This window comes from Knoellia locipacati, from assembly GCF_007992835.1.
GTDB lineage: Bacteria > Actinomycetota > Actinomycetes > Actinomycetales > Dermatophilaceae > Knoellia > Knoellia locipacati.
On record NZ_BKBA01000009.1, the window covers coordinates 62,402 to 81,650 of the forward strand.

A 19,249-nucleotide genomic window follows, 5' to 3' on the forward strand; every position below is an offset into this window, starting at 1 on the left:
GGTGAGTTGGTCACGTGGTGGTCCGGGCCGGCAGCACCCCTGTGGACGGGACCGGACCGGCGCGGGTTACTTCCTGGCGCCCTTGCCCTGCTTGGCGGGCTTGGCGTTCCCGGCCGCGGCGAGCTCGGCCTCCTGCGCCTCGCCCACGACCTGTACGTCGTCCTTGGGCTGGACCTCGTCCTCGGCCTGTGCGCCCTGCTCGGACTGTGCGACGTCTTCGGCCCGTGCGTCGTCGCCCTGAAGCTGCGCCTCGTCAGCAGCGGCGTCCGTCTCCGGCGCGGCGGCGACCTGCTCGACCTCGGCAACGGCCGGGGCGTCGTCCGACCCGGGCGCATCGCCGGTCACGCGCTCCGACGCCGCGGCGGACTCGCCGAAGCCGGCCTGACCCGGCGCCGAGGCGCCACCGAGGGTGGCGAGCATGTTGCGGACGTTGCTCAGCTGGGCGGTGATGCTGTCGCGGCGGGCGGTGGCGGCGGCGAGCTCGCGCTCGGAGTCCCGCCTGATCCGCTCTGCGTGCTCCTTGGCCGTCGTCACCACGGCGGAGGCCTCGGCCTTGGCCTGGTCGAGGATGGAGACGGCCTCGGCCTCGTGCGCCCTGCGCTTCTCCTCGGTCTCCCGGGCGAGCGCGTCGGCCCGCTCCTCGAGCTCGGCGATCCGGGCCTCGTGGCTGCTCTCGGCGGTCATGAACTCCTGGGCCGCGCGGCCCCTGCGCTCCTGGAGGGTGCTCTCGAAGTCGGCGGCGGCGGCCGCGGCGCGGGCACGCTGCCCCTCGAAGTACGCCTCGGCCTCCTCGCGGCGGGCCGAGGCCTCGCGCCCCGCGTCGTCGAGCAGCGACGAGGCCTCGAGCTTGGCGGTGCCGAGGGTCTCGGCCGCGGCGACGTCGGCGCGCTGGCGCACCTCCTCGGCGTAGCGGTCGGCCTCGGTGCGCACCGAGGCCGCGGACTCCTCGACGAGACGACGGTGCTCCTCGGCGTCGGCGGTCGCGGACTCCCGGATGGAGGCGGCCTCCTCGTCGGCGAGCGTGAGCATGGAGCCGATCCGCTCACCGAGGTTGGCGAACGTGGGGGAGGAGGACTGTGCGCTGCGGGCCTCGAGCTCGGCGACGAGCGCCTTCTGCTGGGCGAGGCTCTCGGCGAGCGCGGCGTTGTCCTGGGTGACCTTGGTGAGCTCCACGGTGACCTGGGCGACCTCCTGGCGGGCCGAGTCGACGGTGTTCGCGATGGTGGCCAGGTGGCGGTCGACCTCCGTGGGGTCGTAGCCACGGAAGATCGTCGGGAACTGGGGCGTGCTCATGACTGCTCCTGGTGCGGGGTGGGGGGCGGGGACAGGTTCGGTTCGCCGACGGCGAGGGCGTCGATGACGCCGCTGAGGTCGGCCAGCTGGGCGGTGATGGCGTCGCGGCGCAGCGCGAGGGCGGCGACCTCCGCGCGGGCGCGCTCGACGCTCGCCTCGGCCTCGGCGCGGATGGCGTCCGAGCGCGTCTGGGCCTCGGAGGTGATGCGCAGGACCTCGGCGCGGGCGGCGCGATGCTGCTCGTGCGCCTCGCGCTGGAACCGCTCGACATCGTCGGCGGCGCTGCGGCGCACGAGCTGGGCGCCGCGTTCGGCCTCGGCCAGCCTCCGATCGGCCCGCGCTTCGGCCTCCTCGGCCCGCTCCGCGGCGGTCCGGGTCAGCTGCTGGGCCTCGCGCCGCGCGTCCTCGAGGGTGCGTGCCGCGTCGGCCCGCGCCTCCTCGAGCACCGACGTGGCCTGGGCTCGCAGGTTCACGGACTCGGCCTCCGCCTCGGAGGTGAGGTCGGCAGCCCTGGCCGCGGCGCTGCCGGCGAGCGCGGCGACCCGGTCACGTTGCTGGCGCGCCCGCTCCGACAGCGCGCGGTGCTGGTCGCGGCGCTGCGCCATCGTCTCGCGCTCGGCCGTGCCGACGATGTCGCGGACGGTGGCCTGGGCCCAGGCGAGGTGGGCTTCGGCGGAACGGATGAGCTCGTCGGCCTCGGCGCGGGTGCGCTCGAGGTGCTCGGCCGCCTCGGCGCGGGCACCGGCGAGCACGGACTCCCGCTCCTGGCCGGCGTGGACCGCCAGCCGGTCGGCGTCGACCCGCACGACCTCGGCGGCGCGCTCGGCCTCGGAACGGTGCGCGACGGCATACGACTCCGCCTCCTCGCGAAGCCGCGCCGAGTCCTCCTCAGCGCGCGCCCGCAGCCCCACCACCTCCTGCTCCGCAGCGGCCCGCTCGGCGGCCCACTCCTCACGCGCGAGCGCGATCTCGGCACTCGCGCGCTCGACGTGGACGCGCGCGTTCTCCTCGGCGGTGGCGACGACCGCCTCGGCGCGCCGCTCGGCGGCGGCCACGAGGGCGGCTGCGTCCTCCTCGGCCACGGACAGTGCCTCGTCGGCGGCCTTGGACGACCGGGCCCGCACGAGGGAGGCCTGGTCGGTGGCATCGGCGAGGAGCGCGTCGGCCTCGTCACGGGCGGCGTCGAGCACCGCCTGCGCGTCGGCACGGGCGCGGTCGAGCGAGGACGTCACGCCCTCGAGCTCGGACAGCGCGTCCGCGGTGCGGGCCCTCACCTGGGCGGCGTCACGGCGCGCCTCGGCGACCTCGCGCAGCGAGTCGGCGCGAACCTCTTCGGCGAGGCGCTGGGCCCGCGCCAACAGGTCGAGGGGGTCGTTCACGCCGCACATCATGCACCACCTCGGCGAACGCCGCCGGTCCGGAGGACGCTCCCGCGTGAGGATCGCTGCCCAAGTGACGGGAGACACCGTCGCCGGGGTTCCGGAGGGGTTAGATTTGACCACCCGCCGCCGTCGGCGCGGATGACCTGACCTGATCCCGTACGAAAGAGAGCCCCGGGTGGCTGCACGCCTGTTCACGTCCGAGTCCGTCACCGAGGGGCACCCCGACAAGATCTGTGACCAGATCTCGGACTCGATCCTCGACGCCATGCTCGAGCAGGACCCTCGGGCCCGCGTCGCCGTCGAGACGATGGTCACGACCGGGCTCGTCCACGTCGCGGGCGAGGTCACGACCGAGGCCTACGTCGAGATCCCCAAGATCGTGCGCGACACCGTCCTCGGCATCGGCTACGACAGCTCGACCAAGGGCTTCGACGGGGCCTCCTGCGGTGTCGAGGTCTCCATCGGCCAGCAGAGCCCCGACATCGCCCAGGGCGTCGACACGGCCTACGAGAGCCGCACCGGTGGCGTGGACCCGCTCGACAAGCAGGGCGCCGGCGACCAGGGCCTCATGTTCGGCTACGCCTGCGACGACACCGCCGAGCTCATGCCGCTGCCGATCTTCCTCGCGCACCGGCTCGCCGAGCGCCTCACCGCGGTCCGCAAGGGCGAGGACGTCGCCTACCTGCGGCCGGACGGCAAGACGCAGGTGACGATCAGCTACGAGGGCGACAAGGCGGTCAAGCTCGACACCGTCGTGCTCTCCACGCAGCACGCCGACGGCATCTCGCTCGACGGCCTGCTCAGCCCCGACATCGAGAAGCACGTCATCGGGCCGGTGCTCGCCGAGCTCGCCGAGACGGGCACCGAGCTCGACACCTCGGACTACCGCTCGCTCATCAACCCGACCGGCACGTTCGTCATCGGTGGCCCGATGGGCGACGCCGGCCTCACCGGTCGCAAGATCATCGTCGACACCTACGGCGGCATGGCCCGCCACGGTGGCGGCGCCTTCTCCGGCAAGGACCCGAGCAAGGTCGACCGCTCCGCCGCCTACGCCACCCGCTGGGTCGCCAAGAACGTCGTCGCCGCGGGTCTCGCCCGTCGCTGCGAGGTCCAGGTCGCCTACGCCATCGGCAAGGCCCAGCCGGTCGGCATCTACGTCGAGACCTTCGGCACCGAGACCGTCCCCGCCGACAAGATCCAGGACGCCATCCTCTCGGTGTTCGACCTGCGGCCGGCGGCGATCCTCGACGCGCTCGACCTGCTCCGTCCGATCTACAAGCCGACGGCGGCCTACGGCCACTTCGGCCGCACCACCGCCGACGGCGTGCACAACCCCTTCACGTGGGAGCGCACCGACCGAGTCGAGGACCTCCAACGCGCGGTCAAGGGCTGACCCTGAGCACCGACACCACGGGCCCGCTGCTCCTCGCGCACGACGACGAGGGCAGCGGGCCCGCCGTCGTCCTCATCCACTCGGGCGTCACCGACCGGGGCATGTGGGCGCCGGTCCTGACCACGCTCGCCGCGTCCCACCGCGTCGTCGCCCCGGATCTGCGCGGCTTCGGCGAGAGCCCGCTGCCCGGTGAGGCCTACGCCGACGCCGACGACGTCGCGCACCTCCTCGACGAGCTCGGCATCGAGCGCGCGACCGTCGTCGGGTCCTCGTTCGGGGGCCGGGTCGCCCTCGAGCTGGCCACCCGACACCCGGAGCGGGTGGAGTCGCTCGTCCTGCTCTGCACGGCCTACCGCGGGCTCGAGGTGACCGACCCCGTCGTCCTCGCGTTCGGCGAGCGCGAGGACGCGCTGCTCGAGGCGGGCGACGTGGAGGGCGCCGTGGCCCTCAACGTCGCCCTCTGGGTCCAGCCCGTGGTCCCGCAGGAGGTCCGCGAGGACGTGGCCCGCATGCAGCGCCGGGCGTTCGAGGTGCAGCTCGCCGCCGACGCCCTCGACCAGGGGCCCCGACCGGAGCGGGTCGAGGTCGACCCCACCTCGGTGAGCGTCCCGACCCTCGTCGTCGCAGGGGCCCTCGACGTGGCCCACCACCGCGACATCGCGACCCTGCTCGCCCGCGAGATCCCCGGCGCCGAGTACGTCGAGCTCGACTGGGCCGGCCACTTCCCGTCGATCGAGCGCCCGGACGAGACGGCGGCGCTGCTCCTGGGCCGCCTCGCCCGCTGACGTGTCCGCCCGGTCGTCTAGTTTCGGGGGATGACCGAGTCGGGTGAGGGGACGCAGCTGTCGCTGATCGAACCCTCGGTGCGCTCGCGGCCCCGGCCCGCGTCCGGCGGTGTGCCGGTGGCCGAGGTCGACCCGGTGGCGTCCGTGCTCGTCGACACGGGTCTGGCCCACCTCGACCGCCCGTTCGAGTACCTCGTCCCCGCGACGATGGCCGACGAGGTGGTGCCCGGTGTGCGGGTCAGGGTGCGGTTCGCGGGCCAGGACCTCGACGGCTTCGTCCTCTCGCGGGCCGCCGAGGCCGAGCACGAGGGACGCCTCGCCACCCTGCGCCGCCTCGTCTCACCCGAGCCCGTCCTCACCCCGGCGGTCCTCGAGACCGCCCGCGCCGTCGCCCGTCGCTACGGCGGGGTCGTCGGTGACGTCCTGCGCCTCGCCGTCCCGCCGCGGCACGCCGCCGCGGAGAAGGCCCTGGCCGCTCAGGCTCCCGACGTCGACGCGCCACCCGCGGGCCTCGAGTCGGTCGCGTGGAGCCGGTATGCCGGCGGGCCCGCCTTCCTGTCCCACCTCACCTCGGGCGGGGCGCCCGCGGCCTCCCTGCTCGCCGCCCCCACGGTCGAGCCCGGCGAGGACTGGCCCCGCCTGCTCGCCGATGCGGCAGCCGCGGCCCTCGCCGGTGGGCGGGGGAGCATCCTCGTCGTCCCGGATGCCCGCGACGTCGCACGGGTCGAGACCGCCCTCACCGAGCGTCTCGGCAAGGGGCACCACGTGAGGCTCACGGCCGACCAGGGACCACAGGCGCGCTACACGGCATACCTCAAGGTCCTGCGGGGGCACGTGCGGATCGTCGTCGGGTCGCGGGCGGCGGCGTTCGCGCCCGTGCACGACCTCGGGCTGGTCGCCTGGTGGGACGACGGCGACGACCTGCACGACGAGCCGCGCGCGCCCTACCCGCAGGTGCGTGAGGTGGCACGGCTGCGCGCCGCCGCCGAGGGTGCCGCCCTGCTCAGCGCCGGGTTCTCGCGCACCGCCGCGCTCTCCCTGTGGTGCGCCGACGGCGTCGTCGTGCCCCTCGAGGCCGACCGGGCCCTGCTGCGCCGGGTCGTGGCCCGGGTGCGCATCGCCGGTGAGGGCTCCGACCTCGCCCGCGACCCCGCCGCCGCCCGGGCGCACCTGCCGTCCTCCGCGTGGCAGGTGGCCAAGGAGGCCCTGACGCGGGGACCGGTGCTCGTGCAGGTGCCGAGACGGGGCTACCTGCCCTCGCTGTCGTGCCAGGACTGCCGACGGCCGGCGCGCTGCACGGTCTGCTCGGGCCCGCTGGGTCTGCGTGGGCCCGACTCGCCCCCGACGTGCCGCTGGTGCGGTGCCGTCGAGACCCGGTTCGAGTGCCAGAACTGCGGGTCGCCCCGCCTCCGCTCCTCCGTGGTCGGTGCCCGCCGCACGGCCGAGGAGCTGGGGCGTGCCTTCCCCGGTGTGCCGCTGGCCACCTCGGGTGCGGGCAACGTCGTCGACGCGGTGGACTCGAAGCCACGGCTCGTCATCTCGACGCCCGGGGCCGAGCCGGTCGCCAGCGGTGGCTACGCCGCCTGCCTCCTGCTCGACGCGTGGGCGCTGCTCGACCGTCCCTCGCTCGACGCCGCCGAGGAGTCGCTGCGCCGGTGGATGGGTGCCGTCGCCCTCACCCGTGGTGCCGCCGACGGTGGGGTGGTCGTGCTCGCCGGTGCGCCGACGCACACGACGGTGCCTGCGGTCGAGGCGCTCGTGCGCTGGGACCCCGCCTGGTTCGCCGACCGCGAGCTCACCGAGCGTCGCGAGCTGTCGCTGCCGCCGACCACGCGCGTCGCCACCCTCACCGGCGCCCGCGCAGCGCTCCGGGCCGCGGTCGACGAGATGCGCCTCGCGGACTCCGTCCAGGTGCTCGGACCGCTGCCGGTCGACAAGGACACCGAGCGGCTCGTCCTCAGCGCACCCCTCACCGACGGGCCGGCGCTCGCGGCCGAGGTGGCGGCCATGCGGGCCCGCCGGTCGGCGCGCAAGGAGACGTCACCGCTCACGGCGCGGCTCGACCCGCGCGACCCCGCGAGCTGACGGGCCGGGGCCCGGAGCGCCGAGGAGGTCACGGGCGCCGCTTCGTAGACTGGCCCGTGTGACGAGCGAGCGCAGGCAGAACCGATGAAGCTGGTCTTCGCCGGCACCCCCGACACGGCGGTCCCGGCGCTCGAGGCGCTCCTGGGCTCCCAGCACGAGGTCGTCGCCGTCCTCACCCGCCCCGACGCCCGCGCCGGCCGCGGCCGCACCCTGCACCCGTCGCCGGTCAAGGCGCTCGCCGTCGAGCGCGGCATCGAGGTGCTCACACCGGTCTCCCCGCGCGACCCCGACTTCCAGGCGCGGCTGCGCGAGATCGCACCGGACGCCTGCCCGGTGGTGGCCTACGGCGCGCTGCTCCCGCGTGAGGTCCTCGACATCCCGACCCACGGGTGGGTCAACCTTCACTTCTCGGTGCTGCCCGCCTGGCGCGGGGCGGCGCCCGTGCAGCGCGCGATCATGGCCGGTGACGACGCCACCGGTGCGACGACCTTCGTCATCGAGGAGGGGCTCGACACCGGCCCGGTCCTCGGCCTCATGACCGAGACGATCCGCCCCGACGACACCTCGGGCACCCTGCTCGACCGCCTCGCCCACGCCGGCGCGGGCCTGCTGGTCGCGACGATGGACGGGCTCGCCTCGGGTGGCCTCACCGCGGTGCCCCAGCCCGCCGAGGGCGTCTCGCACGCCGCCAAGCTCACCACCGCGGACGCCGAGATCGCGTGGGCCACCCCTGCGTATGCCGTGAGCCGCCACGTGCGCGGCTGCACCCCCGCGCCCGGGGCGTGGACGACGTTCCGTGGCGAGCGGGTCGGCGTGGGCCCGGTGACCCTGGCCGCGGACGACGCGCTGGACGGTCGTGACGGTTCGGGCGCACCCGCACCGGGGGAGATCGTCGCCACGAAGCGGGCCGTCCACGTCGGCACGGCCTCGGGTGTCGTCACGCTCGGTGAGGTGCGCCCGCCGGGCAAGAAGCCGATGGCCGCCGCCGACTGGGCCCGGGGTGTGCGGATCGACGTGGGCGAGGCGTTCACCGCCGCCACTACGCTGTCCTGATGCCCGCACCCGACCAGCACCGCCAGCCCCGCCGTCCCCAGGGCGGCGGTCCGCGTGGCGGCCAGCGCTCCCGCCAGAAGCCGAGCGACCGGGCCAAGCACGCCGAACCGGCGCGCTTCGCGGCATACACGCTCCTTCGCGCCGTCGACGAGGGCGCCTACGCCAACCTCGAGTTCCCCTCGATCCTGCGGCGGCACCGCCTCGACGCGCGGGACGCGGCGTTCGCGACCGAGCTGGCCTTCGGGACGCTGCGGATGCAGGGCTTCTACGACGCGGTCATCGTCCAGGCGGCCGGCCGCCCGACCGCCAAGATCGACGCCGGGGTGCTCGACGTCCTCCGGCTGGGCGCCCACCAGCTGCTCGGGATGCGCGTCCCGTCGCACGCCGCCGCCGACCAGACCGTGGGTCTGGCCCGCACCGTGAGCGGTGCCGGTGCCAGCGGCTTCGTCAACGCCGTGATGCGCCGGGTGAGCGAGAGGACGCGCGAGGAGTGGCTGGAGCTCGTCGTGCCCGAGGGCGGGTCCACCGCCGCGCTCGCGACGGAGTACTCGCACCCGGAGTGGGTCGTGAGCGCACTGCGCGGAGCGCTGCTCGGCCACGGGCGGGCCACGGCCGAGACGGTCGACGGCGAGCTGCGCGCGCTCCTCGAGAGCGACAACACCCCCGCCAAGGTCAGCCTCGTCGCCCGCCCGGGTCTCGCGAGCGTGGACGAGCTCGTCGAGGCCGGTGCGACTGCGAGCGAGACCTCGCCCCTCGGCGCGGTGCTCGACCACGGCGACCCCGGCGCCGTCCCCGCGATCCGGGAGCGACGGGCTGCCGTCCAGGACGAGGGCTCGCAGCTGCTCGCGGTCGCCCTCGCCACGGCCCCGGTGACTGCCGAGGTGCCCGCACGCTGGCTCGACCTCTGCGCCGGTCCCGGCGGCAAGAGCGGGGTGCTCGGCGCCCTCGCGCTCGAGGCCGGGGCCGACCTCGTCGCCGTCGAGGTGAGCGAGCACCGCGCCCAGCTCGTCCGCACGACGCTCGAGCCGATCACCGCCCGAGCGGCGGCCACCGGACGACGGGTCGAGGTGCGCACCGCGGACGGCCGCGAGGTCGGCGTCACCGAGCCGGCGGCATACGGGCGGGTCCTCGTGGACGCACCCTGCACCGGGCTGGGTGCGCTGCGTCGCCGACCGGAGGCACGCTGGCGCCGCCAGCCCGGCGACCTCGCACAGCTCGGGCCGCTGCAGCGCGACCTGCTCCGCAGCGCGCTCGACGCGGTGGCTCCCGGCGGACTCGTGGGCTACGCGACGTGCAGCCCCCACCCGGCCGAGACGACCTTCGTCGTGCGCGACGTCCTCAAGAAGCGCGACGACATCGAGGTCGTCGACGCCCGCGACCTCTTCCGGGACGCCTCGGGTGAGGTGCTCCACGACCTCGGCGACGGTCCCGAGGTGCAGCTCTGGCCGCACGTGCACGGCACCGACGCGATGTTCTTCACGCTGCTGCGCAAGAAGGCCTGAGCCCTCCGTCAGGTCGGGGCGACCGTCGATAGGGTGAGCGCCGTGCAGATCTCACCGTCGATCCTCTCCGCCGACTTCGCCAACCTCCAGTCCGAGCTCGACGCGATCTCGAACGCCGACTGGGCCCACGTCGACGTCATGGACAACCACTTCGTGCCCAACCTCACGCTCGGGCTGCCGATCGTCGAGTCGCTGCTCAAGGTCTCGCCGATCCCGCTCGACTGCCACCTCATGATCGAGGACCCCGACCGTTGGGCGCCTGCCTATGCGGAGGCCGGGGCCCAGTCGGTGACGTTCCACGTCGAGGCCGCTCGTGACCCACGGACCCTGGCCCGGACGCTGCGGGCCGCCGGGGCGCGGGCCAGCATGGCGATCAAGCCGGGGACGCCGTGGGCGCCCTACGAGGAGCTGCTGCCCGAGCTCGACATGGTGCTCGTCATGACGGTCGAGCCCGGCTTCGGTGGACAGTCGTTCATGGCCGACCAGATGCCCAAGGTGGCGCAGGTGCGCGAGGCCGTGCGCCGCCACGGCGGCGAGGTCTGGATCCAGGTCGACGGGGGAGTCTCGGCCAAGACCATCGAGCAGTGCGCCGAGGCCGGGGCCGACGTGTTCGTCGCCGGCTCCGCGGTCTACGGCGCAGAGTCGGCCGCCGCCGCGGTCGACGAGCTGCGTTCTCTCGCAGCGGCGCACGCCCACTCGTGATGGCCGAGCGCGTGCTCGAGTCGCTCGCGCCCGGCGAGGTGCTGCGCGGACGTGAGGTCGTGGGGGAGGAGATCTCCGGACTGTCGTGGGAGAGCGCGAAGGTGCTCGACTGCGTCTTCGAGGAGTGCACCTTCACGAGCTGCAACCTGTCGATGACCGCGCTCACCGACACGCGGTTCGTCGACTGCACGTTCGTCGGCTGCAAGCTGCTCGCGGTCAACTGGACGGCGACCGGCGCCGGTTCGATGCTCGCCCAGCCGCTGCGGTTCGAGCGGTGCCGCCTCGACGGCACGACCTTCGCGGGGCTGGACCTCAACGGGTTCGTCTTCCGGGACTGCCAGCTCACCGATGTCGACCTCAGCGAGTGCGACCTGCGCCGGGCCGACCTCGGCGGCTCCGACCTCTCCGGTGCCCGCTTCTCGCGGGCCGACCTGCGCGACGCCGACCTCCGGGGGACCCGTGGCCTCGTCCTCGACCCGCGGGACAGCCGGCTCAAAGGGGCGCGCATCGACCTCGACGCGGCCCCGGGGCTCCTCGAGGTCTTCGGCCTCTCGATCGGCTGACGCCACGTGCAGGGTGGCCAGGGTCACCGCGGACGGAGAAACGGGACGGGTCGACTCTGCGGCATACTGTGAGGTGACGTGCTCCGGGGTCGGTGCAATTCCGAACCGGCGGTGACAGTCCGCGACCCGACCGCAGCCAGCGGCCGGTTGACTGGGTGGAACTCCCAGACCGACGGTGAGAGTCCGGATGGTAGGCAGCACGTGACAGCGAGGCCCCTCGGGGTCGCGCCGTCCGACGTCACGCTGTGACCCGTCGGCGGCGCCGCGTCGCCCGCACGTCCCCCGGAGCTCGACCACACGGTCTCGAGCACGAGGGCAGGACGCATGCAGGAGCAGAGCACGACGGACACGCAGTGGATGCTGCGTGCCCTCGGCGTCGCCTCCCAAGGACCCGAGGCCGACGCCAACCCGCGCGTCGGCTGCGTGCTCGTCGCGCCCGACGGGACCCTCGTCGCCGAGGGCTGGCACCGGGGCGCGGGCACGCCGCACGCCGAGGCCGCGGCCCTGGCTGCCGCCGGCGGTCGCTCACGGGGAGCCACGGCATACGTCACGCTCGAGCCCTGCCACCACGACGGCCGCACCGGTCCGTGCTCGCGCGCGCTCGCCGACGCCGGTGTGGCCCGTGTCGTGTATGCCGTGGGCGACCCGAACGCCTCGGCCGCCGGTGGCGCTGCCTGGCTGGCCGACCACGGGGTTGTAACGGAGGGCGGCGTGCTCGAGGCCGAGGCGACCGAGCTCAACCGGACCTGGCTGCACCGCATCCGCACGGGCCGGCCCTGGGTCACGTGGAAGCTCGCGACCACGCTCGACGGCCGCAGCGCCGCCGCCGACGGCACGAGCCGGTGGATCACCGGGCCCGAGGCCCGCAGCGACGTCCACGAGCACCGCGCCCGGTGCGGCGCGATCGTCGTGGGGACGGGCACGGCGCTGGCCGACGACCCCCACCTCACCGCGCGCCACGCCGACGGCAGCCTGCGCGACGCTCAGCCGCTGCGGGTCGTCATGGGGCAGCGGCACCTTCCGGCCGGCGCGCGCGTCCTCGACGGCGCCGCCGAGACGCTCCACCTGCGCACCCGGTCACCGCGCGAGGCGCTCGCCACGCTCGCCGACCGCGAGGTCCACCACGTCTGGCTCGAGGGCGGGCCCACCGTCGCCGCGGCGTTCATGGCCGACGGGCTCGTCGACGAGATCGTCGCCTACGTCGCGCCGGTCCTGCTCGGACGCGGACGCCCGTCCGTGAGCGACCTCGGCATCACGACGATCGACGACGCCCTCCGGCTCGCACCCACCGACATGCGGATGATCGGCCACGACATCCGCATCACCGCCGTCCTCCAGGAGGCCCGCTGATGTTCACCGGAATCGTCGAGGAGCTCGGTCAGGTCGACCGCATCGACCTCGCCGAGGAGTCCGCCCGGCTCACGCTGCGCGGACCGCTCGTCACGAGCGACGCCGTCCACGGTGCGTCGATCGCCGTCAACGGCGTGTGTCTCACCGTCGTCGAGCACGACGTCGAGGAGGGCTGGTTCACCGTCGACGTCATGGCGGAGACGTTGTCCCGCACCGGACTCGGCGACCTCGACGCGGGTGCCCCCGTCAACCTCGAGCGGGCGATGGCCGCCTCGGCGCGGTTCGGCGGCCACATCGTCCAGGGCCACGTCGACGGCACCGCGACCGTGACCGAGAGGGTCACCGGCGACCGCTGGGAGGTCGTGACCTTCACGCTGCCCCGGGACCTCGCGCGCTACGTCGTCGAGAAGGGCTCGATCACCGTGGACGGCGTGAGCCTCACGGTCTCGGCGGTGACCGACGACACCTTCAGCGTCTCGCTCATCCCCACCACCCTCGCGCTCACGACGCTCGGCTCCCGAGCCGTCGGCGACACCGTCAACCTCGAGGTCGACGTCCTCGCGAAGTACGTCGAGCGCCTGCTCACCACCACGCCAACGCACATCACCCCTGAGAACACGACCACGGAGGTCCCCGCATGAACTGGCTCGAGCGTCTCTTCGAGGCCCAGCTGACGATCGGCAACTCGCACATCCTGTGGCGCGAGATCGTCGGCAACGCCTTCGGGTTCGCCTCCGCGATCGGCGGCATGCGACGCCGCGTCTGGGCGTGGCCCGTCGGCATCATCGGCAACGCGCTGCTCTTCACCGTGTTCTTCGGCGTCGCCTTCTCGAACCCGCAGCACCAGACGCTCTACGGCCAGGCCGGGCGCCAGGTGTTCTTCATCCTCACGAGCGTCTACGGCTGGTGGCGCTGGCAGGAGCACCGCAAGGCGCGCGGTGCGGACTCGCCCGCGATCACGCCGCGCTGGGCCACGGTCCGGGAGCGGACGGCATACGTCGGGGTGTGGGCCGCAGGCCTCGTCATCGGGCAATGGGTCTTCGCGACGATCGGTGCGGGCTGGCCGGCGCCGCGCTGGTACTTCTGGTGCGACGCGTGGATCTTCGTCGGGTCGATGCTCGCGACCTATGCGATGGCGCGCGGCTGGAACGACTTCTGGCTCATGTGGATCGCCGTCGACCTCGTCGGCGTGCCGCTGCTGTGGCACTCGAAGTTCTATCCGTCCGCGGTCCTGTATGCCGTCTACGGCGCCTTGGTCCTCTACGGCTTCACGGTGTGGCTCAAGGCCTCCCGCGTCGAGAAGGACCCCGACCGGGAGCTCACGGAGGCCATGCGATGACGCGGCTCTCGACGATCGAGGAGGCGCTCGAGGCGCTGAGGGCGGGACGACCCGTGCTCGTCACCGACGACGAGGACCGCGAGAACGAGGGCGACGTCGTCCTCGCCGCCCAGACGCTCACCGACGAGTGGATGGCGTGGACGATCCGGCACTCGTCGGGCTACGTCTGCGCGCCCGTGACCGACGCCGTGGCCGACCGGCTCGACCTCCCGCTCATGGTGCGGGACAACGCGGACCGGCTGCGGACGGCATACACCGTCACGGTCGACGCGGCCGTGGGTGTGACGACGGGGATCAGCGCGGCCGACCGCGCGCACACGGTGCGGCTCCTCTCGGACCCGGGCACCACCGCGACCGACCTCGTGCGCCCCGGCCACGTCGTGCCGCTGCGCGCCCGCGACGGGGGCGTGCTCACCCGCCGCGGCCACACCGAGGCGGCCGTCGACCTGTGCCGTCTCGCCGGTCTGGAGCCCGTCGGTGCGATCGCCGAGCTCACCCACGACGACGGCACCATGATGCGGCTGCCCGCCGTGCTCGACCTCGGCGCCGAGCACGACCTGCCGGTCATCACCATCGAGCATCTCGTCGCCCACCGCAAGCGGCACGACCGCGTCCGGCGCCACGCGACGTCGACGCTGCCCACGCCCGACGGGACGTTCACCATCCACGCCTACCGCGACACCCTGACCGGCGACGAGCACCTGGCCCTCGTGAGCCCTCTCGGTCTGGGCGACGGGCCGACCCTGGCCCGGCTGCACAGCGAGTGCCTCACCGGCGACGTCTTCGGCTCGGCCCGCTGCGACTGCGGGCCCCAGCTGCGCCGGGCCCAGGCGCGCGTCGCACGCGAGGGAGGCGTCGTGGTCTACCTGCGCGGCCACGAGGGCCGTGGCGTCGGTCTCGCCGACAAGATCGCCGCGTATGCCGTGCAGGACACCGGCATCGACACCGTCGCCGCGCAGGAGCAGCTCGGTCTGCCGGTCGATGCGCGCGACTACGCCGCGGCGACGGCGATCCTTCACGACCTCGGCATCGACGCCGTCCGGCTGCTCACCAACAACCCCGACAAGGTCGCGTCGGTCCGGTCCGCGGGCATCGACGTCGCCACGGTCGAGCGGCTCCAGGTCGCACCGGTCCCGACGAACGCGGCCTATCTGCGCACGAAGCGCGACCGGCTGGGCCACGACCTCGTCCTCGACACCCACGACGCCACGGAGGCGAGCGCATGAAGGCTGGAGCACCCGAGGTCCACGTCGACGGGACGGGGCTGTGTGTCGCCGTCATCGCCGCGTCGTGGCACGACGTCGTCATGGACGGGCTCATCGACGGCGCGGTGCGGGCGCTGACCGGGGCCGGGCTGCCGGACGTGCCGGTGGTGCGGGTGCCGGGCACCGTCGAGCTGTCCGTCGCCGCGGCCCGCCTCGCCCCGACGCACGACGCCCTCGTCGCCCTCGGGGTCGTCATCCGTGGTGGGACGCCGCACTTCGAGTACGTCTGCAGCGGGGTGACCCACGGCCTCACCGACGTGAGCACCCGCACCGGCGTGCCGGTCGGGTTCGGTGTCCTCACCTGCGACACCGAGGAGCAGGCACTCGACCGCGCCGGCCTGCCCGGGTCCGGCGAGGACAAGGGCGCCGAGGCGGCCCTCGCGGCCGTCGCCACCGCGGTGACGCTGCGCGGGCTCGCGCCGCGTGCGCTGGGCGCTGGCTGACCGCGACCGGACGACCGGGGACGGTCGGGGACGGTCGGGCGGGTCAGACGAGGGCCTCGCAGACGTCGTGCACGAGGCGTTCGTCCTCGCCCAGCACGAGCGTCGGCGTCGGCCGCGGGAACCACGCCGCCCACATGTCCTGCACGGCCCTCGGGGCGTACTGCGCGCCCTGCAGCGCCGGGGACGTGAAGGGCCGCTCGCCCACGTAGACGACGACGCGCTCGCCCTCGCCCGTGCGGTAGCCGAACACGGAGACGGTCTGCTCGGCGAGCGTCGCGGTGCTCGCCCCCTCGACGGACAGCCCGAGACCGGCGAGGTCGGGTGGTGCGGCCGTGGGCTGCCGGCCCGACGGGAGCCTGCCGACGCGGTAGTCGGCCATGGCGGCGTCGAGCACCGCAGCGGGATCGGTGCTCGTGCTGCCCGTGCCTCCCTCGCCGCCGCCTGCGGTCGGCGAGGGCGCCGGTGCGTCCGCGTCGACCGTCGAGCCGTCGCGGGTGCGCCGCACCGACTCGACCGCCACGCCGGCGACGACGAGGGTGCCGGCCGCGACGCCGAGGAGCAGCGCACGGCGTCCGACCCGACCGGCCGGGCGCGTGTCGACCGGCTCCCCGGACCGGGACCGCGCGGCATCGGGGAGCCCGGCCATGAGGCGCTCGTGCAGGGCCGCGGAACCCTCGTCGTCGGCCAGGGCGGCGGCGTGTTCGCGCCGGCCGGCCTCCCTCCCGAGTCGCGCCAGCGCGACCTCGGCGGAGCACGTCGCACAACCGCGGAGGTGATCCTCCACCTCGTGGCGGCGGGCGCGGTCGAGCAGACCCTCGACGTGGTCGGCCAGCGGGAAGCCGTGGTCAGGGGAGTCCTCTGGGCGGTGGTCGGTCGTGGCCATCACGGCACCTCCTGGGTCTGGAGCAGCAGCAGGGCGAGCGCCTGGCGCCCGCGATGGACGCGCGACAGGACGGTGCCCCGGGGGACGTCGAGCAGGCCGGCACTCTCGGCCGCGGTGAGGCCGCACACGTCCATGAGCACGAGCGACTCCCGCTGGGCGTAGGGCAGCCGGCGTAGGGCCGTGCGGACCCGGTCGGTGTCGAGGTTGGCGAGCACCTGCGTCTCCACGTCGCCCGCGGTGACCCGGCGCACCACATCGGCGTCGAGAGCGCTCGAGAGGTCCTCGGGGGTGAGCGGCATCGAGTCGGTGCGCCGGCGGCGCGACCTCGCCTGGTTGAGGCAGATCGTCACGAGCCACGGCGTCGCGCGTTCGGGTGGACCGGAGCGCTGCCACGCCCGCCACGCGAGCAGGTAGGTGTCCTGCAGCAGGTCCTCGGCGTCGTGGGTGGTGTCGGTGAGCCGCCGGGCCAGCCGGTGCAGACGTGCGGCATCGGCGCGCACGGCCTCCTCGAAGTGCATGCTCCTCCTGCGTCAGTGACCGGCGGGCGACCCCATGGGCGATGCAATCACGGCGACCGGTCTCGCGTCCTCGTAGGTGGATGATCCGACGAGACGGAGGAACGCATGGGACTGTACCTGAGCAGACGGCGCCGGGGTGGCTCGCTCAGGACGAGGCTGGGGGTCCTGCTCGCGGTTCTCGTGGTGTCGCTGCTCGGCGCGCCGGCCGCCACGTCGGCGCCCGTCAGGGCCCTGACCGGCACGCCCCCGACCGGCACGACGAGCCTGACGACCTTGACGACCGTCACGGCGCCGGCACCGGCCGCTGTGGTGCTCGCCGACGGCGCCGTGGCCTCCCGCGTGGCCGTGGGCTTCCGACACACCTGCGCCCTGACCCGCACCGGCGGTGTCCAGTGCTGGGGTGACAACACCTACGGCCAGCTCGGCCGGGGCACGACCGGTGCTCCCTCGGGCGTGGCGCAGTGGGTCGTCGGGCTGCGGTCCGGCGTCGCGTCGCTGTCGGCGGGGGAGGACCACACGTGCGCGGTGACGACCGCGGGCGCGGTGCGCTGCTGGGGGAGCAACACGTGGGGGATGCTCGGTGACGGGACGACGATCGACCGGTCGCTGCCCGTCACGACGTCGGGACTGACCTCCGGCGTCCGCTCGGTGTCACCGGGCGGTCAGCAGACGTGCGCCCAGCGCACGACCGGAGCCGTCCTGTGCTGGGGCTGGAACGGCTCCGGCGGGCTCGGCGACGGCACGACGACCGACCGCCTCCGGCCGGTCGCGGTCAGGGGCCTGCCGACGGACGTCACCTCGGTCTCGGCCGGCGCGACCTATGCGTGCGCGGTGACGAGCGGCGGACGTCTGTGGTGCTGGGGCGGCAGCCAGTGGCTCGCCGGTGCGGGTGAGTACAACGCCCTCACGACGCCCCGCCTCGTGCAGCTGACCGGTGTCAGGCAGTTCGCCGCCCGCCTCGACCGCACGTGTGCGGTGACCACGGCAGGCGCGACCTGGTGCTGGGGCGGGCCCGGCGAGCTCGGCGACGGGCGGAACTACGCGCCCGAGGCGCCGGTGCCGGCCCGCGTCGAGACGCTCGGCGACGGCACCACGAGCACCGTCGCACCCGGCCAGTCCTCCACGTGTGTGCTCACTCCTGCCGGCGCCGTGCTCTGCTGGGGCTCGGGTGACCCGGGACTGGACGATCTGCTCCTCGGGAACCAGCGGACGCTAGGGGCGTGGCGACCCCAGCCGGTGACGGGGCTGGGCTCCGGTGTGCTCCAGGTCGAGAACAACTACAACCACCACTGTGCCCTCACCGCAGCCGGTGTCGTCCTGTGCTGGGGTCGTAACGTCGAGGGTCAGCTCGGGCGCGGCAACGTCTCCGCGGACCCCTGGCCCTCGGGCACAGCGACGTCCTCCTCTTCCTCGAGGCTCTCGGCACCCGCGTCGCCGTCGTCGCCGAGGTCGCGCCGGCCCGGCTCCTCCGACGTCCGCGCAGCGCACCAGTGGCGCACCGGAGCCATCGCCTACCGGCCCACCTCGACCCGGAGCACCGAACCGCGAACCCGCCCGCACCGCAGCGGGACCGACGTCCGGAGCGGGCAGGACGGCATACGCGAGTCCGGTTCGACGTCCACGGCAGGCACCGCGACGGTCGCCGCGCTGCCCACCGTGGCCCAGGTCGCGACCGGGACGAACCACGCCTGCGCTCGCACCACCGGCGGTCGACTCTGGTGCTGGGGGTCCAACACCTACGGCCAGGCGCCGGGCGACGAGGGTTCGTTCACGACCACGCCGAGCGAGGTGCCCGGGCTCACGAACGTCAGCGACGCCGGACTCGGCGACGGGACGACGTGCGCCGTCGCCAGCGCCCGGGTGTGGTGCTGGGGCCTCAACCTCGACCACCAGGTGTCACCGTCGACCGACGCGTACGTCGTCACGCCGACGCGCTACGCCGCGCTCACGAGCAGCACGCGACAGGTGGCGAGCGGGCTGGGCCTCACGTGCGCCCTGAGCACGGCCGGCGGCGTGCGCTGCTGGGGCTCCAACTTCATCGGTGGTCTGGGCAACGGGTCGTCGGTCGACCGCTCGGCGACCCCCGTCACGCCCACGGGTCTGGGGTCCGGCGTCGCCTCGCTCGCCGACGGCGCTCCGCGCTGCGTCGTCATGACGACCGGTCAGGTCCGCTGCTGGAGCTTCTCCTCACCCACGGGCTCGAGCACGACGCCCGTCGTCATCCCCCTGCCGGCTCCAGCGACCTCGGTGAGCGTCGGCGAGGCGTCCTGTGCCCTGCTCACCACCGGCGCCGTCCACTGCTGGGGTGACAACCGGTTCGGCTACCTCGGTGACGGCACGCTGACCCCGACCACCTCGCCGCGACCCGTGGTCGGACTCGGCTCCGGCGTCGGCGCCATCTCGAGCGGTGGGGGAGTGACCTGTGCCGTGCTCACTGCGGGGACGACCCGCTGCTGGGGTAGCAGCTCGGCGGGACTGGGCAACGTGTCCGTCTACTCCTCGTCGGTGCCGTGGCAGACGGGGACGACGGGTGCAGCGGTCCGGCAGGTCGCCGTCGGCAGCGGCTTCGCCTGCGCTCTCGATGCCCGTCCGTCGCTGTGGTGCTGGGGCGACAGCTACTCCGGACAGCTGGCCCTGCCGCTCGAGGCGCCGAAGCAGTACTCGCGGCTGCCGGTGCGGATCGGGTGAGG

Annotated in this window: 17 protein-coding genes and 1 riboswitch; of the genes, 13 read left to right on the forward strand and 4 right to left on the reverse strand. The window is 74.3% G+C overall.

What is annotated here, in order from left to right; translation table 11 throughout:
- Nucleotides 1–66 precede the first annotated feature (66 nt).
- Entirely contained in the window at nt 67–1,293 is a 1,227-nt protein-coding gene (locus tag KLO01_RS11865) for a DivIVA domain-containing protein (RefSeq protein ID WP_147065399.1), read from the reverse strand.
- Nucleotides 1,290–2,672, reverse strand: coding sequence for a coiled-coil domain-containing protein (locus KLO01_RS11870; RefSeq protein ID WP_147065401.1), 1,383 nt, complete (start codon nt 2,670–2,672; stop codon nt 1,290–1,292). The genes KLO01_RS11865 and KLO01_RS11870 overlap by 4 nt, the downstream gene beginning before the upstream one ends.
- Before the next feature lie 178 nt (nt 2,673–2,850).
- On the opposite strand from KLO01_RS11870, the gene metK reads away from it, so the two are divergent.
- The 12 genes from metK (at nt 2,851) to ribH (ending at nt 15,158) form a co-directional block, all read left to right on the forward strand.
- Nucleotides 2,851–4,071: a methionine adenosyltransferase gene (metK, locus tag KLO01_RS11875; RefSeq protein ID WP_147065403.1), complete on the forward strand. Its 1,221-nt coding sequence runs from the start codon at nt 2,851–2,853 to the stop codon at nt 4,069–4,071.
- Nucleotides 4,020–4,856, forward strand: coding sequence for an alpha/beta fold hydrolase (locus KLO01_RS11880; RefSeq protein ID WP_246136179.1), 837 nt, complete (start codon nt 4,020–4,022; stop codon nt 4,854–4,856). Before metK ends, KLO01_RS11880 begins: the two co-directional genes overlap by 52 nt.
- Before the next feature lie 30 nt (nt 4,857–4,886).
- The gene (locus KLO01_RS11885) at nt 4,887–6,941 is read left to right on the forward strand and encodes a primosomal protein N' family DNA-binding protein (protein WP_147065405.1); all 2,055 of its coding nucleotides are present in this window, start codon (nt 4,887–4,889) and stop codon (nt 6,939–6,941) included.
- A gap of 84 nt (nt 6,942–7,025) precedes the next feature.
- Nucleotides 7,026–7,994, forward strand: a complete 969-nt coding sequence (gene fmt, locus KLO01_RS11890; RefSeq protein WP_147065407.1) for a methionyl-tRNA formyltransferase — start codon at nt 7,026–7,028, stop codon at nt 7,992–7,994.
- Entirely contained in the window at nt 7,994–9,496 is a 1,503-nt protein-coding gene (locus KLO01_RS11895) for an RsmB/NOP family class I SAM-dependent RNA methyltransferase (protein ID WP_147065409.1), read from the forward strand. Before fmt ends, KLO01_RS11895 begins: the two co-directional genes overlap by 1 nt.
- A gap of 42 nt (nt 9,497–9,538) precedes the next feature.
- Nucleotides 9,539–10,198, forward strand: coding sequence for a ribulose-phosphate 3-epimerase (rpe, locus tag KLO01_RS11900; RefSeq protein WP_147065412.1), 660 nt, complete (start codon nt 9,539–9,541; stop codon nt 10,196–10,198).
- Nucleotides 10,198–10,761, forward strand: coding sequence for a pentapeptide repeat-containing protein (locus KLO01_RS11905; protein ID WP_147065414.1), 564 nt, complete (start codon nt 10,198–10,200; stop codon nt 10,759–10,761). The genes rpe and KLO01_RS11905 overlap by 1 nt, the downstream gene beginning before the upstream one ends.
- 74 nt (nt 10,762–10,835) lie before the next feature.
- Nucleotides 10,836–10,966, forward strand: a riboswitch (FMN riboswitch).
- 119 nt (nt 10,967–11,085) lie between these two features.
- A complete protein-coding gene (gene ribD / locus KLO01_RS11910) occupies nt 11,086–12,111 on the forward strand; it encodes a bifunctional diaminohydroxyphosphoribosylaminopyrimidine deaminase/5-amino-6-(5-phosphoribosylamino)uracil reductase RibD (RefSeq protein ID WP_147065416.1) in 1,026 nt (341 codons plus the stop codon).
- Nucleotides 12,111–12,752 (forward strand): riboflavin synthase, encoded by a 642-nt coding sequence (locus KLO01_RS11915; RefSeq protein ID WP_147065417.1) that lies wholly within the window; start codon nt 12,111–12,113, stop codon nt 12,750–12,752. Before ribD ends, KLO01_RS11915 begins: the two co-directional genes overlap by 1 nt.
- Nucleotides 12,749–13,450 (forward strand): nicotinamide riboside transporter PnuC, encoded by a 702-nt coding sequence (gene pnuC / locus KLO01_RS11920; RefSeq protein WP_147065419.1) that lies wholly within the window; start codon nt 12,749–12,751, stop codon nt 13,448–13,450. The genes KLO01_RS11915 and pnuC overlap by 4 nt, the downstream gene beginning before the upstream one ends.
- Entirely contained in the window at nt 13,447–14,676 is a 1,230-nt protein-coding gene (gene ribB, locus KLO01_RS11925; RefSeq protein ID WP_147065421.1) for a 3,4-dihydroxy-2-butanone-4-phosphate synthase, read from the forward strand. Before pnuC ends, ribB begins: the two co-directional genes overlap by 4 nt.
- Nucleotides 14,673–15,158: a 6,7-dimethyl-8-ribityllumazine synthase gene (gene ribH / locus KLO01_RS11930; RefSeq protein WP_147065423.1), complete on the forward strand. Its 486-nt coding sequence runs from the start codon at nt 14,673–14,675 to the stop codon at nt 15,156–15,158. Before ribB ends, ribH begins: the two co-directional genes overlap by 4 nt.
- Before the next feature lie 43 nt (nt 15,159–15,201).
- Here the strand turns inward: ribH and KLO01_RS11935 are convergent, their stop codons facing one another.
- Nucleotides 15,202–16,041: an anti-sigma factor family protein gene (locus KLO01_RS11935; RefSeq protein ID WP_147065425.1), complete on the reverse strand. Its 840-nt coding sequence runs from the start codon at nt 16,039–16,041 to the stop codon at nt 15,202–15,204.
- Nucleotides 16,041–16,559, reverse strand: coding sequence for an RNA polymerase sigma factor (locus KLO01_RS11940; RefSeq protein WP_147065427.1), 519 nt, complete (start codon nt 16,557–16,559; stop codon nt 16,041–16,043). The genes KLO01_RS11935 and KLO01_RS11940 overlap by 1 nt, the downstream gene beginning before the upstream one ends.
- Before the next feature lie 105 nt (nt 16,560–16,664).
- Between KLO01_RS11940 and KLO01_RS11945 the strand changes: the two genes are divergently transcribed.
- Nucleotides 16,665–19,247 (forward strand): RCC1 domain-containing protein, encoded by a 2,583-nt coding sequence (locus tag KLO01_RS11945; protein ID WP_147065429.1) that lies wholly within the window; start codon nt 16,665–16,667, stop codon nt 19,245–19,247.
- Nucleotides 19,248–19,249: the final 2 nt, after the last annotated feature.

Excerpts from the sequence above, each read along its gene's own strand:
- ribH (WP_147065423.1), top strand. The coding sequence starts at position 14,673 with ATGAAGGCTGGAGCACCCGAGGTCCACGTCGACGGGACGGGGCTGTGT.
- pnuC (WP_147065419.1), top strand. The coding sequence starts at position 12,749 with ATGAACTGGCTCGAGCGTCTCTTCGAGGCCCAGCTGACGATCGGCAAC.
- KLO01_RS11935 (WP_147065425.1), bottom strand. The coding sequence starts at position 16,041 with ATGGCCACGACCGACCACCGCCCAGAGGACTCCCCTGACCACGGCTTC.
- fmt (WP_147065407.1), top strand. The coding sequence starts at position 7,026 with ATGAAGCTGGTCTTCGCCGGCACCCCCGACACGGCGGTCCCGGCGCTC.
- KLO01_RS11865 (WP_147065399.1), bottom strand. The coding sequence starts at position 1,293 with ATGAGCACGCCCCAGTTCCCGACGATCTTCCGTGGCTACGACCCCACG.
- ribD (WP_147065416.1), top strand. The coding sequence starts at position 11,086 with ATGCAGGAGCAGAGCACGACGGACACGCAGTGGATGCTGCGTGCCCTC.
- KLO01_RS11885 (WP_147065405.1), top strand. The coding sequence starts at position 4,887 with ATGACCGAGTCGGGTGAGGGGACGCAGCTGTCGCTGATCGAACCCTCG.
- KLO01_RS11915 (WP_147065417.1), top strand. The coding sequence starts at position 12,111 with ATGTTCACCGGAATCGTCGAGGAGCTCGGTCAGGTCGACCGCATCGAC.
- KLO01_RS11940 (WP_147065427.1), bottom strand. The coding sequence starts at position 16,559 with ATGCACTTCGAGGAGGCCGTGCGCGCCGATGCCGCACGTCTGCACCGG.
- KLO01_RS11895 (WP_147065409.1), top strand. The coding sequence starts at position 7,994 with ATGCCCGCACCCGACCAGCACCGCCAGCCCCGCCGTCCCCAGGGCGGC.
- KLO01_RS11905 (WP_147065414.1), top strand. The coding sequence starts at position 10,198 with ATGGCCGAGCGCGTGCTCGAGTCGCTCGCGCCCGGCGAGGTGCTGCGC.
- KLO01_RS11945 (WP_147065429.1), top strand. The coding sequence starts at position 16,665 with ATGGGACTGTACCTGAGCAGACGGCGCCGGGGTGGCTCGCTCAGGACG.
- ribB (WP_147065421.1), top strand. The coding sequence starts at position 13,447 with ATGACGCGGCTCTCGACGATCGAGGAGGCGCTCGAGGCGCTGAGGGCG.